The sequence below is a fragment of the Pseudomonas serbiensis genome, from assembly GCF_030580745.1.
In the GTDB taxonomy this organism is placed as follows: domain Bacteria; phylum Pseudomonadota; class Gammaproteobacteria; order Pseudomonadales; family Pseudomonadaceae; genus Aquipseudomonas; species Aquipseudomonas serbiensis.
Window position 1 is genome coordinate 199286 of sequence record NZ_JAUQOO010000007.1, and the last position, 21177, is coordinate 220462.

18 protein-coding genes are annotated in these 21177 nt (G+C 58.5%); 12 read left to right on the top strand and 6 right to left on the bottom strand.

The features are described from left to right. Positions 1-100: 100 nt before the first annotated feature. The gene (locus tag Q6A51_RS11675; RefSeq protein WP_374063407.1) at positions 101-2536 is read left to right on the top strand and encodes a penicillin-binding protein 1A; all 2436 of its coding nucleotides are present in this window, start codon (positions 101-103) and stop codon (positions 2534-2536) included. A 114-nt stretch (positions 2537-2650) separates the two neighbouring features. On the opposite strand, the gene Q6A51_RS11680 is transcribed toward Q6A51_RS11675, so the two are convergent. The 3 genes from Q6A51_RS11680 to rpmE form a co-directional block, all read right to left on the bottom strand. Then, a complete protein-coding gene (locus Q6A51_RS11680; protein WP_201001467.1) occupies positions 2651-3919 on the bottom strand; it encodes a malic enzyme-like NAD(P)-binding protein in 1269 nt (422 codons plus the stop codon). A 185-nt stretch (positions 3920-4104) separates the two neighbouring features. Then, positions 4105-4908, bottom strand: coding sequence for a thermonuclease family protein (locus Q6A51_RS11685; RefSeq protein ID WP_304574880.1), 804 nt, complete (start codon positions 4906-4908; stop codon positions 4105-4107). 23 nt (positions 4909-4931) lie between these two features. After that, positions 4932-5153 carry a 50S ribosomal protein L31 gene (gene rpmE / locus Q6A51_RS11690; protein WP_025262296.1) on the bottom strand — a complete coding sequence of 74 codons (222 nt, stop codon included), beginning with the start codon at positions 5151-5153 and terminating at the stop codon, positions 4932-4934. 166 nt (positions 5154-5319) lie between these two features. Between rpmE and Q6A51_RS11695 the strand changes: the two genes are divergently transcribed. The 10 genes from Q6A51_RS11695 (at position 5320) to Q6A51_RS11740 (ending at position 18479) form a co-directional block, all read left to right on the top strand. After that, positions 5320-7539, top strand: a complete 2220-nt coding sequence (locus tag Q6A51_RS11695) for a primosomal protein N' (protein ID WP_201018321.1) — start codon at positions 5320-5322, stop codon at positions 7537-7539. A gap of 184 nt (positions 7540-7723) precedes the next feature. After that, positions 7724-9460, top strand: a complete 1737-nt coding sequence (gene argS, locus Q6A51_RS11700; protein ID WP_201018322.1) for an arginine--tRNA ligase — start codon at positions 7724-7726, stop codon at positions 9458-9460. A 1-nt stretch (position 9461) separates the two neighbouring features. Then, positions 9462-10157: an SPOR domain-containing protein gene (locus Q6A51_RS11705; protein WP_025262299.1), complete on the top strand. Its 696-nt coding sequence runs from the start codon at positions 9462-9464 to the stop codon at positions 10155-10157. Positions 10158-10350: 193 nt separating this feature from the next. Continuing rightward, positions 10351-10881: an ATP-dependent protease subunit HslV gene (gene hslV / locus Q6A51_RS11710; protein ID WP_025262300.1), complete on the top strand. Its 531-nt coding sequence runs from the start codon at positions 10351-10353 to the stop codon at positions 10879-10881. Between the two features lie 66 nt (positions 10882-10947). Next, entirely contained in the window at positions 10948-12285 is a 1338-nt protein-coding gene (gene hslU, locus Q6A51_RS11715) for an HslU--HslV peptidase ATPase subunit (RefSeq protein ID WP_304574852.1), read from the top strand. Between the two features lie 123 nt (positions 12286-12408). Next, positions 12409-12786 (top strand): gamma-butyrobetaine hydroxylase family protein, encoded by a 378-nt coding sequence (locus Q6A51_RS11720; protein WP_201018324.1) that lies wholly within the window; start codon positions 12409-12411, stop codon positions 12784-12786. 423 nt (positions 12787-13209) lie between these two features. Then, a complete protein-coding gene (gene phaC, locus Q6A51_RS11725) occupies positions 13210-14889 on the top strand; it encodes a class II poly(R)-hydroxyalkanoic acid synthase (protein ID WP_304574853.1) in 1680 nt (559 codons plus the stop codon). A 149-nt stretch (positions 14890-15038) separates the two neighbouring features. Then, positions 15039-15896 (top strand): poly(3-hydroxyalkanoate) depolymerase, encoded by an 858-nt coding sequence (gene phaZ, locus Q6A51_RS11730; RefSeq protein ID WP_122315867.1) that lies wholly within the window; start codon positions 15039-15041, stop codon positions 15894-15896. A 163-nt stretch (positions 15897-16059) separates the two neighbouring features. Beyond that, positions 16060-17745: a class II poly(R)-hydroxyalkanoic acid synthase gene (phaC, locus tag Q6A51_RS11735; protein WP_201018325.1), complete on the top strand. Its 1686-nt coding sequence runs from the start codon at positions 16060-16062 to the stop codon at positions 17743-17745. Between the two features lie 119 nt (positions 17746-17864). Next, positions 17865-18479 (top strand): TetR/AcrR family transcriptional regulator, encoded by a 615-nt coding sequence (locus Q6A51_RS11740; protein WP_201018326.1) that lies wholly within the window; start codon positions 17865-17867, stop codon positions 18477-18479. Positions 18480-18523: 44 nt separating this feature from the next. On the opposite strand, the gene Q6A51_RS11745 is transcribed toward Q6A51_RS11740, so the two are convergent. Together Q6A51_RS11745 and Q6A51_RS11750 are read right to left on the bottom strand one after the other, a co-directional pair. Then, positions 18524-19294 carry a phasin family protein gene (locus tag Q6A51_RS11745; protein WP_201018327.1) on the bottom strand — a complete coding sequence of 257 codons (771 nt, stop codon included), beginning with the start codon at positions 19292-19294 and terminating at the stop codon, positions 18524-18526. A gap of 10 nt (positions 19295-19304) precedes the next feature. After that, positions 19305-19778: a phasin family protein gene (locus Q6A51_RS11750; protein ID WP_201001456.1), complete on the bottom strand. Its 474-nt coding sequence runs from the start codon at positions 19776-19778 to the stop codon at positions 19305-19307. Between the two features lie 224 nt (positions 19779-20002). Here Q6A51_RS11750 and Q6A51_RS11755 point away from each other — a divergent pair, with 224 nt between their 5' ends. Beyond that, a complete protein-coding gene (locus Q6A51_RS11755) occupies positions 20003-20698 on the top strand; it encodes a hypothetical protein (RefSeq protein WP_304574854.1) in 696 nt (231 codons plus the stop codon). A 149-nt stretch (positions 20699-20847) separates the two neighbouring features. Here the strand turns inward: Q6A51_RS11755 and Q6A51_RS11760 are convergent, their stop codons facing one another. Then, entirely contained in the window at positions 20848-21126 is a 279-nt protein-coding gene (locus tag Q6A51_RS11760; protein WP_201001454.1) for a polyhydroxyalkanoic acid system family protein, read from the bottom strand. Between the last annotated feature and the right edge of the window lie 51 nt (positions 21127-21177).

The following is a 21177-nucleotide window of genomic DNA, read 5'->3' on the forward strand; positions in this document are numbered from 1 at the left end:
AATGCCCAGCGTTTTTTTCGTTTAACAAAGCTTCAAGGCGTGTTCATTTGTAAATGCCTGTGCTTAACCCATTCTTTTTCGTGGAAATCCAAAAGCCTTGATACGCTTGTTGAAGTTTCTCTGGTGGTCTCTCGTTGCAGTGTTCTGCAGCCTGCTGCTCGGTCTGAGCGGCGCATTCCTTTATCTGAGCCCGAATCTGCCTTCTGTCGAAGCGCTGAGAAGCATTCAGCTGCAAATCCCCCTGCGCGTCTACAGCAGCGACGGCAAGCTGATCGCGGAGTTTGGCGAGATGCGCCGTACCCCAATCCGCTTTGCCGAAATCCCGCCCAACTTCATCAACGCCCTGCTGTCGGCCGAAGACGACAACTTCGCCAATCACTACGGCGTCGACCCAAGCAGCCTGATGCGTGCCGCTACCCAACTTGTAAAAAGCGGCCATATTCAATCAGGCGGCAGCACCATCACAATGCAGGTCGCGAAAAACTTTTTCCTGACCAGCGAAAGAAGCTTTTCACGTAAAACCACCGAAATTCTTCTTGCCTTGCAAATCGAGCGCCAACTGACCAAGGATGAAATCCTTGAGCTGTACGTCAACAAGATTTATCTGGGCAACCGCGCCTATGGCATCGAAGCAGCGGCGCAAGTCTACTATGGCAAATCGATTCGCGATGTAAGCCTTGCGCAAATGGCCATGATTGCCGGCTTGCCCAAGGCTCCGTCACGCTTCAACCCGCTGGCCAACCCGGCCCGCGCCAAGGAACGTCGCGACTGGATTCTTGGGCGCATGTACCGCCTGGGCAAAATTGACCAGAACGCTTACCAGACGGCCTTGAACGAGCCGATCAACGCCAGCTACCACGTTCCGACGCCGGAAGTTTACGCGCCTTACATCGCCGAAATGGCCCGCGCCGAGATGGTCGGCCGTTACGGCAGCGAAGCCTATACCGAAGGCTTCCGCGTCACCACTACTGTTCCAAGCGACCTTCAGGAACATGCCAACACAGCCGTGCAGCAAGGCCTGATCGAATACGACCAGCGCCATGGCTATCGCGGGCCGGAAAGCCGCTTCCCGGGCATGACACATGCCGGCTGGGCTCAGGAACTGACCAAGCAACGCACGATCAACGGCCTGGAGCCTGCAATCGTCACGCAGATCGACAAGAACGGCATCCGCGTCCTGACCCGCAATGGCGAGAAAGAAGAAAGCGTCGACTGGAGCAGCATGAAATGGGCTCGCCCTTACCTGAACACCAACAGCCTGGGGGCAAATCCGCGCCAACCTGCTGACGTTGCTCATGTGGGTGATCTGGTTCGCCTGCTGCGTCAGGCAGACGGCTCGCTGAAATTCAGTCAAATTCCCGCCGCACAGAGCGCGCTGGTTTCACTGGACCCGCAAAACGGTGCCATTCGCGCCCTGGTCGGTGGCTTCGCGTTCGAGCAAAGCAATTACAACCGCGCCATGCAGGCCAAGCGTCAGCCGGGCTCCAGCTTCAAGCCTTTCATCTACAGTGCAGCGCTGGACAACGGCTACACCGCCTCCAGCCTGGTGAACGATGCACCGATCGTGTTCGTCGACGAGTATCTGGACAAGGTCTGGCGCCCGAAGAACGATACCAACACCTTCCTTGGCCCGATCAGGCTGCGTGAAGCGCTCTACAAGTCGCGCAACCTGGTTTCGATCCGCCTGTTGCAGGCCTTGGGCATCGACAGCACGATCGACTACATCACCCGCTTCGGGTTCGCCAAGCAGGATCTGCCACGCAACCTGTCGCTGGCACTGGGCACGGCAACCCTGACGCCGATGGAGATCGCCACCGGCTGGAGCACATTTGCCAACGGCGGCTACAAGGTCAGCCCGTACCTGATCCAGAAGATCGAGAACCGTGACGGCCAGACACTGTTCGTGGCCAATCCGGCCAGCGTACCGGCCAACGATGCCAAGACAGCACCTGACACCTCGACATTCGCGGTACACGACAGCCCGATTGACACTGCCTCACCGACTTCACCTGCCGAACCTCAGGCGCCAGTCGTTGCAGAACGCATTGTCGACGGCCGCACCACTTACATCCTCAACAGCATGTTGCAGGACGTGATCAAACGCGGCACCGGGCGGCGCGCCCTGTCCATGAACCGGCCGGATATCGCGGGCAAGACCGGTACGACCAACGAATCCAAGGATGCGTGGTTCTCCGGCTATAACGCAGATTACGTGACGACAGTCTGGACAGGCTTCGACCAGCCGGAAAGCCTCGGGCGCCACGAGTTTGGCGGCACGGTCGCCTTGCCGATCTGGATGGATTACATGAGCGCCGCGCTCAAGGACAAGGCACCTCACCAACAGGCTGAACCGGATGGAATCCTGAGCCTGCGGGTTGATCCTGTAAGCGGCCGCGCAGCAACCCCAAGCACGCCCAATGCATTCTTCGAGCTGTTCAAGAGCGAAGACACGCCTCCAAGCGTGAACGAACTGGGCGGCAGCGTACCGGGCAGCCCGCTGCCAGCAGACGAATCGGCACCGATCGATTTGTTCTAAAGATAGCTGGAAGCGGCAAGCAAGAGCAGTTGCGCGCTCTTCTCTTGCAGCTTGCAGCTTGAATCTTCCCCATAAAAAAACCGGCCCAAAGGCCGGTTTTTTTATGGGCTGCTGTTAACCCTTAAACACATCATCCACGCTGGTCAGCGGGTAGTGCTTCGGATACGGCAGGGTAGCAACGCCGCTTTCGATAGCAGCCTTGGCCACTGCGTCGGAGATCAGGCCCAGCAGGCGAGCGTCCATTGGTTTCGGAATGATGTACTCACGACCGAATTCCAGCTTGATGCCGCCGTAGGCGTCGCTGACTTCCTGAGGGACAGGCAGCTTGGCCAGTTCGCGCAGGGCGTTGGCAGCAGCGATTTTCATTTCTTCGTTGATGCGCTTGGCGCGAACGTCCAGAGCACCACGGAAGATGAACGGGAAGCCCAGCACGTTGTTGACCTGGTTCGGGTAGTCGGAACGACCGGTCGCCATGATCACGTCGTCACGGGTAGCGTGAGCCAGCTCTGGGGAGATTTCCGGATCAGGGTTCGAGCAAGCGAACACGATCGGGTCTTTGGCCATCAGCTTCAGGTTTTCAGCGCTCAGCAGGTTAGGACCGGACAAGCCAACGAAAACGTCAGCGCCGTCCAGAGCTTCGCTCAGGGTACGCTTCTCGGTTGCGTGAGCGAAAACAGCCTTGTACTGGTTCAGGTCGGTACGGCCGGAGTGAACCACGCCAGTACGGTCAACCATGAAGATGTTCTCGATCTTCGCGCCCATGCTCACCAGCAGCTTCATGCAGGAGATGGCCGCTGCACCAGCGCCCAGGCAGACGATCTTGGCGGTGTCGAGGCTTTTGCCGACGATTTCCAGAGCGTTGATCATGCCCGCGGCGGTCACGATAGCGGTGCCGTGCTGGTCATCGTGGAAAACCGGGATGTCGCATTGTTCGATCAGAGCCTTTTCGATTTCAAAGCACTCAGGTGCCTTGATGTCTTCCAGGTTGATGCCACCGAAGGTGATGGAGATGCGCTTTACGGTGTCGATGAAAGCTTGCGGGCTTTCGGAGTCGACTTCGATATCGAAAACGTCGATACCGGCGAAACGCTTGAACAGAACCCCTTTACCTTCCATGACCGGCTTGGAAGCCAATGGACCCAGATCGCCGAGGCCGAGAATCGCGGTGCCATCGGAAATAACTGCTACCAGGTTGCCTTTGCCGGTGTACTTGTAGGCAAGCTCGGGATCACGGGCAATTTCACGCACAGGTTCAGCAACACCAGGGCTGTAGGCCAGGGACAGGTCACGAGCAGTTGCGGTCGGCTTGGTGAGTTCGACGCTCAATTTACCAGGACGTGGATTGGCATGGTATTCGAGCGCGGCAGTTTTCAGATCTGACATTTAGGGATTCCGCTTTTTTTACTGTGGGACAGACGGACCGCCGAGGATACGCAAGATGCATAGTCCTAACAAGACTGACCAGTCACTGCTGTCAATAGGCGCGGGTATAGACTTTACGCTTAGAGCCTTGGAATACAAAACCCGGACCGCTCATCAGCAAGATGCCCGCGTCAGGGCTTTGATGACTAACGGTTCGACAGGCTCAGCATGGCAGGATGAGTAATCGGCATCATCCAGCGCGCCTGCCCTGACTCTAGACCACCGCGCCGGGAACGATCCACCACCCAGCCACGCGCCTCGACCTGCTTGCCTTGCAGGCGTTCGAGCATCGCGCTGTCGAATTGCGAAAGCAGGTCGGGGGCGATGCGCAGCACCAGCGAACCCTGCAACTCGAGCCAGACACCGCCGCGGTTGCTCTGTACGCTGCGAACCTGCCCGGAAATCAGGGCAAAGCCGCCTTTGTCGATCTGCCCGGCGGACTGGACCGGCGAACTGCGCCACACGCCCAACCCGGCCTGACGTGCCTTGAGTTCCGCGCCCTTCTGGCAGTCGACCAGCGCCACGTTGGGCGCAACTGCCACCAGATAACCCAGCCCTTCGCTCAGCATCTGCGCCTCAAGGTTGGCGCCATTGCGGCCATAGACATTGGCCAGCATACGGCCGTAATGATCTTCGGCCTGCTGACCGACCCGCAGACTGACCTGACCGCCGCTCTCATCCACCAGAACCTGCAAACGACGCTGTGCGGCCACGGCAAAAGGCTCGGCTGAGCGGCCGCTCTTGCCGGTTTCGGGAGTATTGAGGCCGATCATGCGTACATTGCGCCCATCGACAAGACGCAAGGTGTCGCCATCCACTACCCGTTGCACCTGGGCGACCGGCAACCCTTGAGGCGCCGGGCAGAAGGCCTGGGCAGCAGGCAGCCAGATCGCGGCCACAAAAAAGGCACCCACAAGGGGTGCCTTTTCAAGCTGCCTGGAGTAGCGCACACGCCAGCCCAGAGCGGCCAACATTACTTGGCTTTGGTTGCGCCGAACGCACCGAAACGCGACTTGAACTTGTCGACGCGGCCGCCAACGTCCAGAGTCTTTTGCTTACCGGTGTAGAACGGGTGGCACTCGTTGCAAACGTCCAGGCTCAGAGGCTGGGCGAGAGTCGAACGGGTTTTGATGACATTGCCGCAGCTGCAGGTTGCGTCAATGGCTTCGTAAACTGGATGGATATCTGCTTTCATGGGGTACTTCCTCGGTCTAGCGAGCCGCCACCCAACACTATTGTTGAATACCGCACGCAATTAGGCCGCGGATATTACCAGACAATCCATCTGACGCAAGCGAACCTTTAAACCGGTCGTCTGCTAAGATCGCGCATTCTTCGCCCTCCACCACAGGAAGCATCGCTTGCCAAACGCCATCCTGCGCCTGGCCCTGCCCTCGCCGCTTCGACGCCTGTTCGACTATCGCGCTCCGGCCGGAGTATCGCGTAGCGCCTTGCAGCCGGGCATGCGTTTGCGGGTGCCATTCGGGCGGCGGGAAATGATCGGCATTCTGGTGGAAGTGGTCGATCACAGCGAAGTCCCCGACGAAAAGCTCAAGCCCGCCATCGCCCTGCTCGACAGTCAGGTACCCTTGCCGCCATCACTGTTCAAGCTGTGCCTGTGGACAGCCCAGTATTACCAGCACAGCCTGGGCGATACCCTGAGTTGGGCGCTGCCGGTTCTGCTGCGTCAGGGCGAACTGGCCGAAACACGCCAGGAGCGCTTCTGGCACGTGACACCTGGCGCAAGCGTCGACGACCCGCGTATCGCCCGTGCGCCCAAGCAGCGGGAAGCCCTGACCACCCTGGCCCAGCATCCGCACGGTGTAGCGCATCAATTGCTCAGCAAGCTGATGCTTAATAAGGAAAGCCTCAATCTGCTGCTGGCCAAAGGGCTGGTAGAGGTTGAGGTCCGCAGTCATGCACCGGCAGCGCGCCATGAGCACTGGCTGGCGCAGCCGGAACTGCCGCTCAATACAGAACAGCGCGCCGCTTGCGAAGCCATTCGGGCCGGTTTCGGCAGCTTTCATGCTTTCTTGTTGGCAGGCGTTACGGGCAGCGGCAAGACCGAAGTCTATTTGCAGTTGATCCGCGAAACGCTGGAAGCAGGCAAGCAGGCTCTGGTGCTGATCCCGGAAATCAACCTCGGGCCGCAAACACTGGCGCGTTTCGAGCAGCGTTTCAATGCCCGGATCGCCTTGCTGCACTCGGCCGTCAATGACCGCGAACGGCTGGACGCCTGGCTGGCGGCACGGGATGGCGAGGCCGATATCATAATCGGTACACGTTCGGCGCTGTTCACCCCGATGAAGAATCCGGGACTGATCATCATCGACGAAGAGCACGACGGCTCCTATAAACAGCAGGAAGGCCTGCGCTATCACGCCCGCGATCTGGCGCTGGTCCGCGCTCGACAAGAAAACATCCCGATTGTGCTGGGCTCGGCCACACCGTCTCTGGAAAGCCTGCATAACGCCTATACCGGCCGCTACGGCCTGCTGCGCCTGAACCAGCGGGCTGGCGGCGCACAGCAACCACGCTTCCTGCGCCTGGATGTGAAAAGCCGGCCGCTGGACAGCGGAATCTCAGGGCCGATGCAGCAAGCCATCGGCCAGACTCTCGCGGCCGGCCAGCAAGTACTGGTCTTCCTCAATCGTCGCGGTTTCGCGCCCACCTTGCTGTGCCACGACTGCGGCTGGCTGTCGGGATGCCAGCGCTGCGATGCGCGCATGACCGTGCATCAGCGCTCCGGCGAGTTGCGTTGCCATCATTGCGGGCATGTCGAGCGCGTGCCGCGCCAGTGCCCTTCATGCGGCAAGGTGGATTTGCGGCCAGTGGGCGCAGGCACCGAGCGGGCCGAGGAACGACTGGCGATTCTGTTCCCGGATTACCCGGTGCTACGGGTCGACCGTGACAGCACGTCGCGCAAGGACGCGATGAATCAGTTATTCGCCACCATTCAACGCGGGCAGCCGTGCATTCTGGTGGGCACGCAAATGCTCGCCAAAGGGCATCACTTCCCCCGCGTGACGCTGGTCTCGATCCTGGACGCCGATGGCGGGTTGTTCTCAGGTGATTTCCGCGCCAGCGAGCGTATGGCGCAGTTGATCGTGCAGGTGGCCGGGCGTGCTGGCCGCGCCGAAGAACCGGGCAAGGTGATTATCCAGACCCATCTGGCCGATCATCCGCTGCTGATCCAGTTGACCGAGCAAGGCTACTTCGCCTTTGCCGAACAGGCCCTGAGCGAGCGTCGTGCTGCCGGTCTGCCGCCCTTCTCGCATCTGGCCCTGCTGCGCGCCGAAGCCCACAAGCCGGGGCAGGCAGAAGAGTTTCTCGATCAGGCCTGCGCCGAGGCCGAGCAATTGCTGGCCCAAATGAATCTGGGCGGCGTTGAACTACTTGGCCCGGTCCCCGCTCCCATGGAACGGCGCGCCGGACGCTACCGGGCGCAATTGCTGGTCCAGGCCAACGCCAGAGCACCACTGCATCGCATGCTCAACAGTTGGCTGCTGATACTGGAGCAGATGCCCAGCGGCAGGCAGGTGCGCTGGTCGCTGGATGTGGACCCGGTGGATCTTTATTAAGCAGGTGGGTGTGCATTTTCGCGAATGAATTGGCTCCCACACCGTACGCAGCCGGATAGGAGCGAATTCATTCGCGAAGCCCACAGGCTAAGAAGGTTGGCAAGCTTGCCCCGGCAACGGATAATGCCCAGTTTTTCCACCCGCGCATCCCGGCGCCACCGCGCTTGCGGTTGAAGAGAGCATCATGAAAGACACCATTCGCCAGCTGATTCAACAAGCCCTGACCCGTCTCGTCACCGAGGGCGTCTTGCCAGAAGGGCTGACGCCGGCGATTCAGGTGGAAAACGCCCGAGACAAGACCCACGGCGATTTCGCCAGCAATATCGCGATGATGCTCGCCAAACCGGCCGGCATGAAACCCCGCGATCTGGCCGAAAAACTCATCGCCGCCCTGCCTGCCGACGAGCAGGTCAGCAAGGTCGAAATTGCAGGCCCGGGCTTTCTGAACTTCTTCCAGAACACTCAGGCACTGGCTGCGCGCCTGGATGCCGCACTGGCCGACGCGCAACTGTCGGTACGCAAGGCCAGCGCATCCCAGCGCGTGGTCGTTGACCTGTCGGCCCCGAACCTGGCCAAGGAAATGCACGTTGGCCACTTGCGCTCGACCATCATCGGCGACGGCGTGGCCAACGTTCTGGAGTTTCTGGGCGATACCGTGATTCGCCAGAACCACGTGGGCGACTGGGGAACCCAGTTCGGCATGCTGCTGGCCTACCTTCAGGAAAAACCCGCCACCAGCGACGAACTGTCCGACCTGGAAAACTTCTACCGCGCCGCCAAGCAGCGCTTCGACGAGTCCGAAGAGTTCGCAGAGCGCGCTCGCGGTCTGGTGGTCAAGTTGCAGGCGGGCGATGCCGATTGCCTTGCTCTGTGGAACCGCTTCAACGAGATCTCGCTGTCTCACTGCCAGAAGACCTACGAGCGCCTCAACGTCAAACTGACACCGGCTGACGTCAAGGGCGAAAGCGCCTACAACGACGATCTGGCCAACGTGGTCAGTGACCTGAAAGCTTCGGGCCTGCTGGTTGAAAGCAACGGCGCGCAGTGCGTCTTCCTCGAAGAATTCCGCACCGCCGAAGACACGCCACTGCCGGTCATCGTGCAAAAGGCCGGTGGCGGTTACCTGTATGCCACCACTGATCTGGCGGCCATCCGCTATCGCAGCAAGATCCTGAAAGCCGACCGCGTGTTGTACTTCGTCGACCAGCGTCAGGCTCTGCACTTCCAGCAAGTGTTTGAAGTCGCCCGCCGCGCCGGTTTCGTTCATGACGGCATGCAACTGGAGCACATGGGCTTCGGCACCATGAACGGCGCCGATGGCCGTCCGTTCAAGACCCGCGATGGCGGCACCGTCAAACTGATCGACCTGCTCGACGAAGCCGAAGAACGCGCCTACACGCTGGTGAAAGAGAAGAACCCGGAAGTCGCCGAAAGCGAGCTGCGGACCATCGCCAAGGCAGTGGGCATCAGCGCGGTGAAATACGCCGACCTGTCCAAGCATCGCACCAGCGATTACAGCTTCAACTTCGATCAGATGCTCAGTTTCGAGGGCAACACCGCGCCTTATCTGCTGTATGCGTACACCCGCGTTTCCGGCGTATTCCGCAAACTGGGTACGCCGTTCGATGCCACTCAAGGCCAGATCGTTCTGCAAGCACCGCAGGAGCAGGAACTGGCTGCACGCCTGGCTCAGTTCACGGAAACCCTGAATAACGTTGCAGAAAAAGGCACGCCTCACGTTCTTTGTGCTTACCTGTATGACCTTGCGGGTCTGTTTTCCAGCTTCTATGAAAACTGCCCGATCCTTGGTGCGGAAAATCCCGATCAACAACAGAGCCGTCTGCGTCTGGCGGCCCTGACCGGTCGCACTCTCAAGCAAGGCCTGGATCTATTGGGTCTGGAAACTCTGGAGCGTATGTAAGTTGGCAGTTGCGAAGAAGAAACCGGCTCCCAAGCGGGGCGCCAGCCGTTATCAGGCACCCGCGAAGAAGCCGATTCCAGGATGGTTATGGCTGGCGATTGGCTTGACCGTGGGTGCATTCATCGTCTTTCTGATGAAGCTCGAACCCGGCGGTGAAGACGTAAAACGTGCCAAGGCCGAGGCCAAGGCAGCAAAAATCGCCGAAGCGAACAAGACGCCACCGAGCCCGACGGCACCGGTCAAGCCGAAGTACGACTTCTACACGCTGCTGCCGGAATCGGAAGTGATCGTGCCGAACGAAGCGGTACCGGAAAAGACGCCACCGCCCGTGACCCCGATTGCACCCGTGTCGCCTGAGCAGGCGGCAAAGATCGACACCGCACGCGCCCAGGCGGCCCTCAGCGGCCTGACACCGCCACCGGCACCACCTGTAGCGACCGCAAAACCGGCGCCAGTGACCCAGTTCTTCCTGCAAGCGGGCTCGTTCCGCAAGAAAGAAGATGCTGACAAGGTGCGCGCGCAGATCATCCTGCTAGGCCAGACCTCGACAGTGGAGTCCGGCACGGTCAAGGAAGAAACCTGGTACCGGGTTCTGGTCGGCCCGTTCAGCAACCGCGAACAACTCACCACCGCCCAGAAGCAATTGGCGAGCGGCGGATTTAGTAACCTGTTGTTGCAACAGCGCAGCAAGCAATAACACAGGCTTCTGACCTCTTCGCGAATAAATTCGCTCCTACGGAAGCACACAGCAGCCCCGGTAGGAGCGAATTCATTCGCGAAAGCTTCATCACTGGCTTTTTCGCAAATGAATTCGCGGTTGAAATACCCAACCCCACCCCCATATGAGTCTGCATCAGGGCATTTTCGCCCCGCTGCGTGGAGACTCTCCCTTGACCACCATCGTTTCAGTGCGCCGCCACGGCAAAGTCGTCATGGCTGGCGACGGCCAGGTTTCCCTGGGCAACACCGTCATGAAAGGCAACGCGAAGAAAGTACGCCGCCTGTATCACGGTGAAGTTATCGCCGGTTTCGCCGGGGCCACGGCTGACGCTTTCACGCTGTTCGAGCGTTTTGAAGGCCAGCTGGAAAAGCATCAAGGCCATCTGGTACGTGCTGCCGTCGAACTGGCCAAGGACTGGCGTACCGATCGCTCCCTCAGCCGCCTGGAAGCCATGCTGGCCGTCGCCAACAAGGACGCCTCGCTGATCATCACCGGTAACGGCGATGTCGTGGAACCTGAAGATGGCCTGATCGCCATGGGCTCGGGTGGCGCATTCGCCCAGGCTGCTGCCCGTGCGCTGCTGCTCAAGACCGATCTGTCGGCCCGCGAGATCACCGAGACTGCATTGCACATCGCTGGCGATATTTGCGTGTTCACCAACCACAACATCACCATTGAGGAGCAGGACCTCGCTGAATAAGCCGTTGTCCGGCTGCGTAACCCGCACCCCTGCCGACTTCTTTATGCCTGAGGACCATCAATTACCATGTCCATGACTCCCCGTGAAATCGTCCACGAACTCAATCGCCACATCATTGGCCAGGACGATGCCAAGCGCGCCGTCGCCATTGCCTTGCGAAACCGCTGGCGCCGGATGCAGTTGCCAGAAGAACTGCGCGTCGAAGTAACTCCAAAGAACATTCTGATGATCGGCCCGACCGGCGTCGGTAAAACCGAAATCGCCCGTCGTCTGGCCAAGCTGGCCAATGCGCCGTTCCTGAAGGTTGAAGCCACCAAGTTCACTGAAGTGGGCTATGTGGGCCGTGACGTGGAGTCGATCATTCGTGATCTGGCCGACGCCGCCATCAAGCTGCTGCGCGAACAGGAAATCGTCAAGGTCCGTCACCGCGCAGAAGACGCTGCCGAAGACCGCATCCTTGATGCCTTGCTGCCACCTGCTCGCAACGGTTTCAGCGAAGAGCCGGTTTCGACCAGCGATTCCAATACCCGTCAGCTGTTCCGCAAGCGTCTGCGCGAAGGCCAACTGGACGACAAGGAAATCGAGATCGAGGTCAACGACACCGTGGGCGTCGATATTTCCGCGCCGCCCGGCATGGAAGAAATGACCAACCAGCTGCAAAGCCTGTTTGCCAACATGGGCAAGGGCAAGAAGAAGAGCCGCAAGCTCAAGGTCAAGGAAGCGCTCAAGCTGGTGCGCGACGAAGAGGCCAGCCGCCTGGTCAACGATGAAGAGTTGAAGGTCAAGGCTCTGGAAGCCGTCGAACAACACGGCATCGTGTTCATCGACGAGATCGACAAGGTCGCCAAGCGCGGCAACTCCGGCGGTGTCGATGTTTCCCGCGAAGGCGTACAGCGCGACCTGCTGCCGCTGATCGAAGGCTGCACCGTGAATACCAAACTGGGCATGGTCAAGACCGACCACATCCTGTTCATCGCTTCGGGTGCGTTCCACCTGAGCAAGCCAAGCGATCTGGTGCCCGAGCTGCAAGGCCGTCTGCCGATTCGTGTCGAACTCAAGGCCCTCACGCCTCAAGATTTCGAGCGCATCCTCAGCGAACCGCATGCCTCGCTGACCGAGCAATATCGCGAACTGCTCAAGACCGAAGGCCTGGACATCGAGTTCAAGCCTGACGGCATCAAGCGTCTGGCCGAGATTGCCTGGCAGGTCAACGAGAAAACCGAAAACATCGGTGCCCGCCGCCTGCACACCCTGCTGGAACGCCTGCTTGAAGAAGTGTCGTTCAGCGCCGGCGATCTGGCTGGCAGCCCGGATGCCTCGCCGATCCTGATCGACGCCGACTACGTCAACAGCCACCTGGGCGAACTGGCCAACGACGAAGACCTGTCGCGGTATATTTTGTAAGTAGCTGCAAGTTGGGAGCTGTAAGCTGCAAGCTGATTGTGCTTGTAGCTTGCAGCTGCTTTCACTTGAAGCTTGTCACTGCTTCACTTGTAGCTTGTCACTTGTAGCTTGAGGCTCCCCACCGTGCCCCCCATCCCAACCGCCATCCAGCTCCACAAAGCCTCGAAAACCCTGACGCTCAAGTACGGGCCGGATGAGGCATATCATTTACCTGCGGAGTTTCTGCGGGTGCATTCGCCTTCCGCCGAGGTTCAGGGCCATGGCAAGCCGATCCTGCAATTCGGCAAGCTGGGGGTAGGTCTGACCAAGATCGAGCCTGCGGGCCAGTACGCGCTGAAACTGACCTTCGATGATGGCCATGACAGCGGCCTGTTCACCTGGGAATACCTCTACGAGCTGTCCAGACGCCAGGAGTCCTTGTGGGAGGATTATCTGCTGGAGTTGCAAAAGGCAGGTAAATCCCGCGACCCTTCCGAGCAAGTCATCAGGCTTATGCTCTAGTCATCAGAAAAAATGACGACACACGCTCGTCAGTTTTTCCAGCAGCCCCAGACAACGCATATATCTTCCAGAAAGCTCTAGCCTGCCGTTTGACGTATTAGGAAGCGCTTTCTAATCTGTTTTGTTTCAATGTCCCGCGCAGCGGTCAATGACTGACGCTGCTTGCGATTTTTTGAAATCTCGCGTAACCAATGACTTTGGTAAATTCCCTGCATCCCTTCGATGCGCGAATAACAAGCAGTATGCAAAGCAGTGGTCACATGAAGCGCAGCTGTTCAGGCGCCTTCGCGGTAGCTTGCATAAACCACGGGAATTGGCAGCCAAGCCATCATCGGTCACACGAGCAGTAGTACTGACGACTCGCCTGTGTCACTGGCTCACAGGGAAAGTCAGTACTCGTCTCAGGACAATGGAGCGTCGTAGATGAGTAGCAAGAACAACGATGACCTGCAGCAACAAGCCTCTGAACACACCTTGGGTTTGAACCCGGTGGTTGGCTTGCGCCGCAAGGATTTACTGACCACCGCTCGCATGGTTCTGCGCCAGGCAATCAAGCAGCCGTTCCACAGCCTCAAGCATGTCGCCCACTTGAGTGTTGAAATAAAGAACGTGATGTTCGGCAAGTCTGCCCTGCAGCCAGCCGCTGACGACAGACGCTTTGCGGACCCGGCATGGAGCCAGAACCCGCTGTATCGTCGTTATTTGCAGAGCTACCTGGCCTGGCGCAAGGAGCTGCATGACTGGATCGACGGCAGCAACCTCACCCCTCAGGACATCAGCCGTGGTCATTTTGTGATCAACCTGATGACCGAAGCCATGTCTCCGACCAATACGGCCGCCAACCCGGCTGCGGTAAAGCGTTTCTTCGAGACTGGCGGTAAAAGCATATTCGATGGCCTGGCGCACATGGCCAAGGATCTGGTGCATAACGGTGGCATGCCGAGCCAGGTCAACATGGACGCCTTTGAAGTCGGCAAGAACCTGGGGACCACCGAAGGTTCGGTGGTGTTTCGCAACGATGTGCTGGAGCTGATCCAGTACAAGCCCATCACCGAGCAGGTCCATGAACGGCCATTGCTGGTGGTGCCGCCGCAGATCAACAAGTTCTACGTCTTCGACCTGAGCCCGGAAAAAAGCCTGGCGCGCTTTTGTCTGCGCAGCAACGTACAGACCTTCATCGTCAGTTGGCGTAACCCGACCAAGGCGCAGCGTGAATGGGGCCTGTCCACTTACATCGAGGCCTTGAAGGAAGCGGTCGATGTGGTGACAGCCATCACCGGCAGCAAGGACATCAATATGCTCGGCGCCTGCTCGGGCGGCATCACCTGCACCGCATTGCTTGGGCATTACGCCGCGCTGGGCGAGCAGAAGGTTCATGCACTGACGCTACTGGTCAGCGTGCTGGATACCACGCTGGATACCGAAGTTGCCCTGTTCGTCGATGAACAGACCCTGGAAACGGCCAAGCGCCACTCCTATCAGGCTGGCGTGCTGGAAGGTCGCGACATGGCCAAGGTCTTCGCCTGGATGCGCCCCAACGACCTGATCTGGAACTACTGGGTCAACAACTACCTGCTGGGTAACGAACCGCCCGTGTTCGACATCCTGTTCTGGAACAACGACACCACTCGCCTGCCGGCTGCCTTTCACGGCGATCTGATCGAGATGTTCAAGAACAACCCTCTGACCCGCCCCAATGCCCTTGAGGTCTGTGGCACTCCGATCGATCTGAAGCAGGTCACCAGCGATGTGTTCTGTCTGGCGGGCACCAACGACCACATCACGCCTTGGGCGTCGTGCTACAAGTCGGCCCGTCTATTCGGCGGCAAGACCGAGTTCGTGCTCTCCAGCAGCGGCCATATCCAGAGCATTCTCAACCCGCCGGGCAACCCCAAGGCCCGCTACATGACCAACAACGAACTGCCGGCCGAACCTTCGGCATGGCAAGAAAACGGCACCAAGCACACCGATTCATGGTGGCTACACTGGCAGGCCTGGAAGACCGAGCGCTCGGGCAAACTGAAAAAGGCCCCTGCGACACTGGGCAACAAGGCCTACCCTGCAAGCGAAGCTTCACCCGGTACCTACGTTCACGAACGCTAAGCGGATTGGATACGAGCGAATGCGCGCTGCCGGGTCCAGGATGGAAGTACCGGCGGCAAACGTTACGCAAACATGACCGGCGCACCTCGGTCGATCTGGTAAAAGCGCAGGACGGCTTTCCCAGCGGTTTAACCAACAGGGCTTAGCGTATGCCTCAACCGTTTGTTTTCCGTTCCATTGACCTGGACGGTCATACCATTCGCACAGCTGTGCGACCCGGCAAGAGTCATCTGACGCCCTTGCTGGTGTTCAACGGCATTGGTGCCAACCTTGAGTTGGTGTTTCCGTTTGTTGACGCCCTGGACCCGGATCTGGAAGTCATCGCCTTCGATGTGCCGGGCGTCGGTGGCTCCTCGACACCCAGTCGCCCCTATCGTTTTCCGGGGCTGGCGAAGCTGGCGGCGCGTATGCTCGACTATCTGGATTACGGCCAGGTCAATGCGATTGGTGTGTCATGGGGCGGAGCACTGGCTCAGCAGTTCGCCCACGATTACCCGGAGCGTTGCAGGAAACTGGTCCTGGCGGCCACTGCGGCAGGCATGGTCATGGTGCCGGGCAAGCCCCGTGTTTTGTGGTTGATGGCCAGCCCGCGGCGTTATATCCAGCCGTCACATGTGATCCGCATTGCGCCGGAGATCTATGGCGGGGCATTCCGGCGAGATCCGCATCTGGCCGCCAACCACGCAGCCAAGGTACGTTCGTCCGGCAAACTCGGCTACTACTGGCAACTGTTCGCAGGCATGGGCTGGACCAGCATCCACTGGCTGCACAAGATTCATCAGCCGACACTGGTTCTGGCCGGTGACGACGATCCGTTGATCCCTTTGGTAAATATGCGCCTTTTGGCTTGGCGTATACCCAATGCCCAGCTACACATAATCGATGACGGTCATTTGTTCCTGATTACCAGGGCCGAAGCCGTAGCCCCCATCATCATGAGTTTTCTGCAGCAGGAGCGCCAACGCGCTGTCATGCATCCACAGCCCACACCACCCAAAGGGCACTGATCAGACCTGTAGTACTCAAGGAAGCAGGAAAGCTTCGAGAACTATTCGCTTCACCGACTGCGCCGCGTACCGGAGTGTCGCACAGCGCAGAACGACGCACGCTGCCATGACAGGCACTGCGTCAGTCTATTGGTTGATGGCTTGACGAAGGAGTGTTGCCCTCATGCGAGACAAATCAACGAAGGTTGCCGCCACTACACCGGCGACCTTCATAAACGCACAAAGCGCCATTACCGGCCTGCGTGGTCGCGACCTGTTTCATACGCTGCGAAGCGTCGCCTCCCAAGGCTGGAAACACCCCCTTCGTAGCGCCCGACATGCCTTGGCGTTAGGTAGCCAGTTAGGCAAAGTCATGCTTCTGGGAGAAATGCCTCATACACCCAACCCGCGTGACAGCCGCTTTGCAGACCCGACCTGGAGCCTGAACCCGCTGTATCGCCGTGGCTTGCAGGCTTACCTGAGCTGGCAGCATCAGACCAGGCTCTGGATCGATGAAAGCGATCTGTCCAAGGATGACCGGGCACGGGCGCACTTTCTCTTCACGCTGATCAACGATGCGCTGTCGCCGTCCAATACCCTGCTCAACCCGCTGGCCATCAAAGAGCTTTTCAATTCAGGCGGCAGCAGCCTGTTCAAAGGCCTGGGCCACATGGCCGATGACCTGCTGCACAACAATGGCCTGCCTCGCCAGACCACCAAGGACGCCTTCGAGATCGGTCGCACTGTCGCCACCACGTCCGGAGCCGTGGTGTTTCGCAACGATATTCTGGAGCTGATCCAGTACAAGCCGATGAGTGAAAAGCAATACTCACGGCCATTGCTGATCGTGCCCCCGCAGATCAACAAGTTCTACATCTTCGACCTCAGCCCCAACAACAGCTTTGTGCAGTACGCCCTGAAGAACGGCCTGCAGACCTTCGCCATCAGTTGGCGCAACCCCGATGTGCGGCATCGCGAATGGGGGCTGTCCAGTTACGTCGAGGCGACCGAAGAAGCCATGAATGTCTGCCGGGCGATTACCGGCGCCCGCGAGGTCAATCTGTTGGGTGCCTGTGCAGGCGGCCTGACCATCGCCGCCCTGCAGGGGCATTTGCAGGCCAAGCGACAGATACGCCGGGTTGCCAGCGCTACCTATATGGTCAGTCTGCTGGACAGCCAGATCGAAAGCCCTGCCACCCTGTTCATCGACGAGGAATCGCTGGAAGCTGCCAAGCGGCGCTCCTACCAACGCGGCGTGCTGGAAGGCAGCGACATGAGCCGGATCTTTGCCTGGATGCGCCCCAACGATCTGATATGGAGCTACTGGATCAACAACTACCTGCTGGGCAAGGCACCGCCACCGTTCGACATCCTCTACTGGAACAACGACACCACTCGCCTGACGGCGGCCCTGCATGGCGACCTGCTGGACTTCTTCAAGCACAACCCGCTCAGCCATCCGGGCGGGCTGGAAGTGTGCGGCACGCCTATCGACCTGCAAAAAGTGACCGTAGACAGCTTCAGCATTGCCGGTATCAACGACCACATCACGCCATGGGATTCGGTCTATCGCTCTACGCTGCTGCTGGGCGGCGAGCGACGTTTCCTGCTCTCCAACAGCGGTCATGTGCAAAGCATTCTCAATCCACCGGGCAACCCGAAAGCCAACTTCGTCGAGAACGACAAGCTGAGCAGCGACCCGCGAGCCTGGTATTACGATGCCAAACACAACGATGGCAGTTGGTGGCCAACCTGGCTGAAATGGATTCACGAGCGCTCAGGCACCCAGCACGAAACCCGGATCGAGCTTGGCAACGCCAATTACCCTTCGATGGAAGCCGCGCCGGGAACCTATGTGCATATGCGTTGAAGGTATAAACAGGAAACCTGCGACCACATCGGCGCCACGCTGTTGCATAACAAACAGGTAGGAGCGCGCTTGCCATTCATGCTGTGGCGTCCGAGCCATAACCCAAACAAGAAGACTGGATGAAAACCCGCGACCGAATACTTGAATGCGCCCTGATACTGTTCAATCAGCAGGGCGAGCCTAATGTGTCCACCCTGGAAATCGCCAACGAACTGGGCATCAGCCCCGGTAATCTGTACTACCACTTCCATGGCAAAGAGCCGTTGGTGATGGAGTTGTTCGAGCGTTTCCAGAACGAACTGACTCCACTGCTCGATCCGCCCTCCGATGCGCGACTCAATGCCGAAGACTATTGGCTGTTCCTGCACCTGATCGTCGAGCGCCTTGCGCACTACCGATTCCTGTTTCAGGACCTGTCCAACCTGGCCGGGCGCCTGCCCAAGCTGGCACGCGGCATTCGCAACCTGCTCAACTCGCTCAAGCGCACCCTGGCTTCGCTGCTGGCACGACTCAAGGCTCAGGGACAATTGATCAGCGAAACACAGGCACTGGGCCAACTGGTGGAGCAGATCACCATGAACCTGCTGTTCTCACTGGACTATCAGCGCATTCTGGGTCGCGAAGGGGAAGTGCGGGTGGTGGTCTATCAGATCATGATGCTCGTTACACCGCATCTGGTGCCGACATCAAGGCAGGCGGCCGAAGAGCTGGCCATGCAGTATTTGAGCAGGTAAACCCGGCCTGTGGAACAGGCCGGGCTGGATGTAGCAAGCTGTTATCAGGCCTGACCGGTTGTTGGCGCCGACGCAGCGGGGGTCGACGGCGCAGCAGCCGGAGCAGCAGCTGGTGCTGCCGAAGCCGCTGGCTTGGCAGCAGGTTTTGCAGCCGGCTTCCTGGCAGCAGGTTTTTTCGGCGCAGGCTTGGCCGCAGACTTGGCTTTGTCCGCAGTTGCAGCCGCAGCTTTGCTTACAGCATCAACCGGCTTGGCGGCCGCTTTCTTGACTGCCGGTTTGGCCGCTGCAGTTTTAGTCGCAACCTTGTTCGCGGTCTTCTCTACAGTTTTGGCTGCAGCCTTGACCAACGGTTTAGCGGTGCTTTTGGCAGGTGCAGTCGAGCGCGACGCAACCGGCCTGGCCTTGGTACCGGTCAGCAGCTCGATCTGGCGGGTCAATTCATCGACCTTGCTGTGCAACGCCTGCACTTCATTACGGCTTGGAACACCCAGGCGCGAAATGGCACTGTTCAGACGCTTGTCGAACGCGCCTTCGAGTTCATTCCATTTGCCCAGCGCAAGATCCTTGACGTCACCTACACGGGACTTGGCCGCCTTCGCGGTATCCTTGGCATTGTCGAGTTGCTTCCCGGCTTCCACCTTGGTCTGCTTCTCGGCCTTTTCGCCGTCTTTTACCAGTGTTTCAAATAACTTACTGCCGTCATTGCTGATCTTGGAGTAAGCGCCCAAACCAGCCAGCCAGATCTGGCGAGAGTACTTCTCAACCTCGCCAATCCAGGAGCTGCCTTCTTTTTCAACTTTTTTCTTGCCAGCCATCCTGCTCTCCTTAATGTTCAGGCTCGATACGTTCGAGCTTTTTGGGCTCGTTACGTTCGAGCTTTTTAGGCCCGACACGTTCAAGCAATGCCGTCAGCTCATCGAGCTTAGCAGAGAGTGTCTCAACATCATGTTTAGATGGAATGCCGATCCGGTTCAAGCCCTTGGCAACACGACGATCAAAGGCGCTTTCGATCTTGTCGAGCTGAGCCTCGACACGGCCCTTGACGCCTGAAACCTCGCCCTTGATCGAATCGATTTCGCTGTTGGCCGCTTCAAGCTTTTCATCGACAGCCTTCTTGGCGTCTTTCTCCACTTTTTCGCCAGTCTTGATCAGTTCTCTGACGTACTCGGTGCCTTCCTGATTGGCCTTGGCATAAGCGCCCAGGCCAGCCAGCCAGATTTTGCGGGCATACAGTTTCACTTCGGAAAACGCTGTTGCCTGCTCGTCTTCAATTTTTTTCTTCAGGGTAGCCTTGGCCATGGTGCACCTCACTCTCGAAAGTTCAAGGAACCGCCCTTGTCGGGGCATGACTCAAAAGTACGGAGAAAAATTAGAATGCACACCCTAGGTAACAGGTTATGAATGACTCGTGCAGCCTGCGCAGTCATTTCCCTTAACTTTTCAGGGTCTTGTCTCTATAAAAATCAAAGGGTTAGCGCATGAAAGCAAGCGTTCCAAGGCATCAAGAAAGTATTGGACGTACCATGAAATTCAATAGCGCCACCCTGTTTCTCGCTCTCGTCCTGGCAGGATGCGACGAAGAGCCACAACCTGCGCAGATGCCTGCTTCAGAAGACGCACTGGCCCAGTATCAAACAATTCGCATCGGCAATGAGCGGTTGAGCCTGCCCACCATTGCATTGCTCTCCTCGACCACGAACAGCAACCTGATACTGAACGACGGCACAGAGGTGCCTGCAAAAAAGGTGTTATCACACAGCACACATGGCACATATGTCTCGCTGATTCAGTTGGACCTTGATGCTTATAGTCAGTTACAAGATTTCGCCCTCGATACACATGCTTATGTTTCCAGGGCTTTTTGCGAGAAGCTGTTGACGCATTGGGAAAGGAGTCAATGCAAAACGGGCCTCTATGATGGAAAGCATGTGTTCAGCCCTCACACGTTCAGTGTTGTCGAACGCAGCTACCTCATCGACTCGAAAGAACAGCTATTTGCATTCGCTGGCAAGGGGCCGACCGGTGGCGATGCGGCCCGGAAAATGATCGCAGAGGGATCTGGGTCGCAGATTACGTGCGTCCCCACGCAACAGCCGCTGTGCACAGCGCTCATGCCCATTCGGGACGATCTTCTGGTCGTCTGGGCCACTCGACAGGAGTCGGTGGAAGAGGATCGAAAGAACGTCCGCTGGATCGTGGAAAAGTACCTGGGCAAGTAGCCTCACGGCAGCAGGAGTGAATTCATTCGCGAAGGGGCGGGACCTGCAGAGGAAATGCGTCGGTCGGAGTGACGTCATCGCGGATGAATCCGCTCCTACGGGCGACGTGTAGGAGCGAATTCATTCGCGAAAAACCAGAAACATCGAGTTCAGGCAACCAGCGCCTTGTCCAGCACCCGCTCAACTTCTGACTTGATCGAACCGCTCATGGCCGACAGGATGAAGTTCAGTTCGATGCTGACCCGGATAAGCGCATCTTCAACTTCAACCTTGCCTTTGGCGCCCTTGCCTTCGAGCTTGACGGTATCGCCGGCCCATTCGTGAGCCAGTCCGTATTTCTCGGCCAGTTTCTCGACCAGTTGCTCAGCCCTCTCCCGCGCCTTGTCACGGCCCAGAGTGTGCGGGCGCTCAACAGTTATTTTCGCCATTGGAGAGTTCCTTTTCTGTCGGTTGAATCGCGGCGCAACTATAACAGTCGC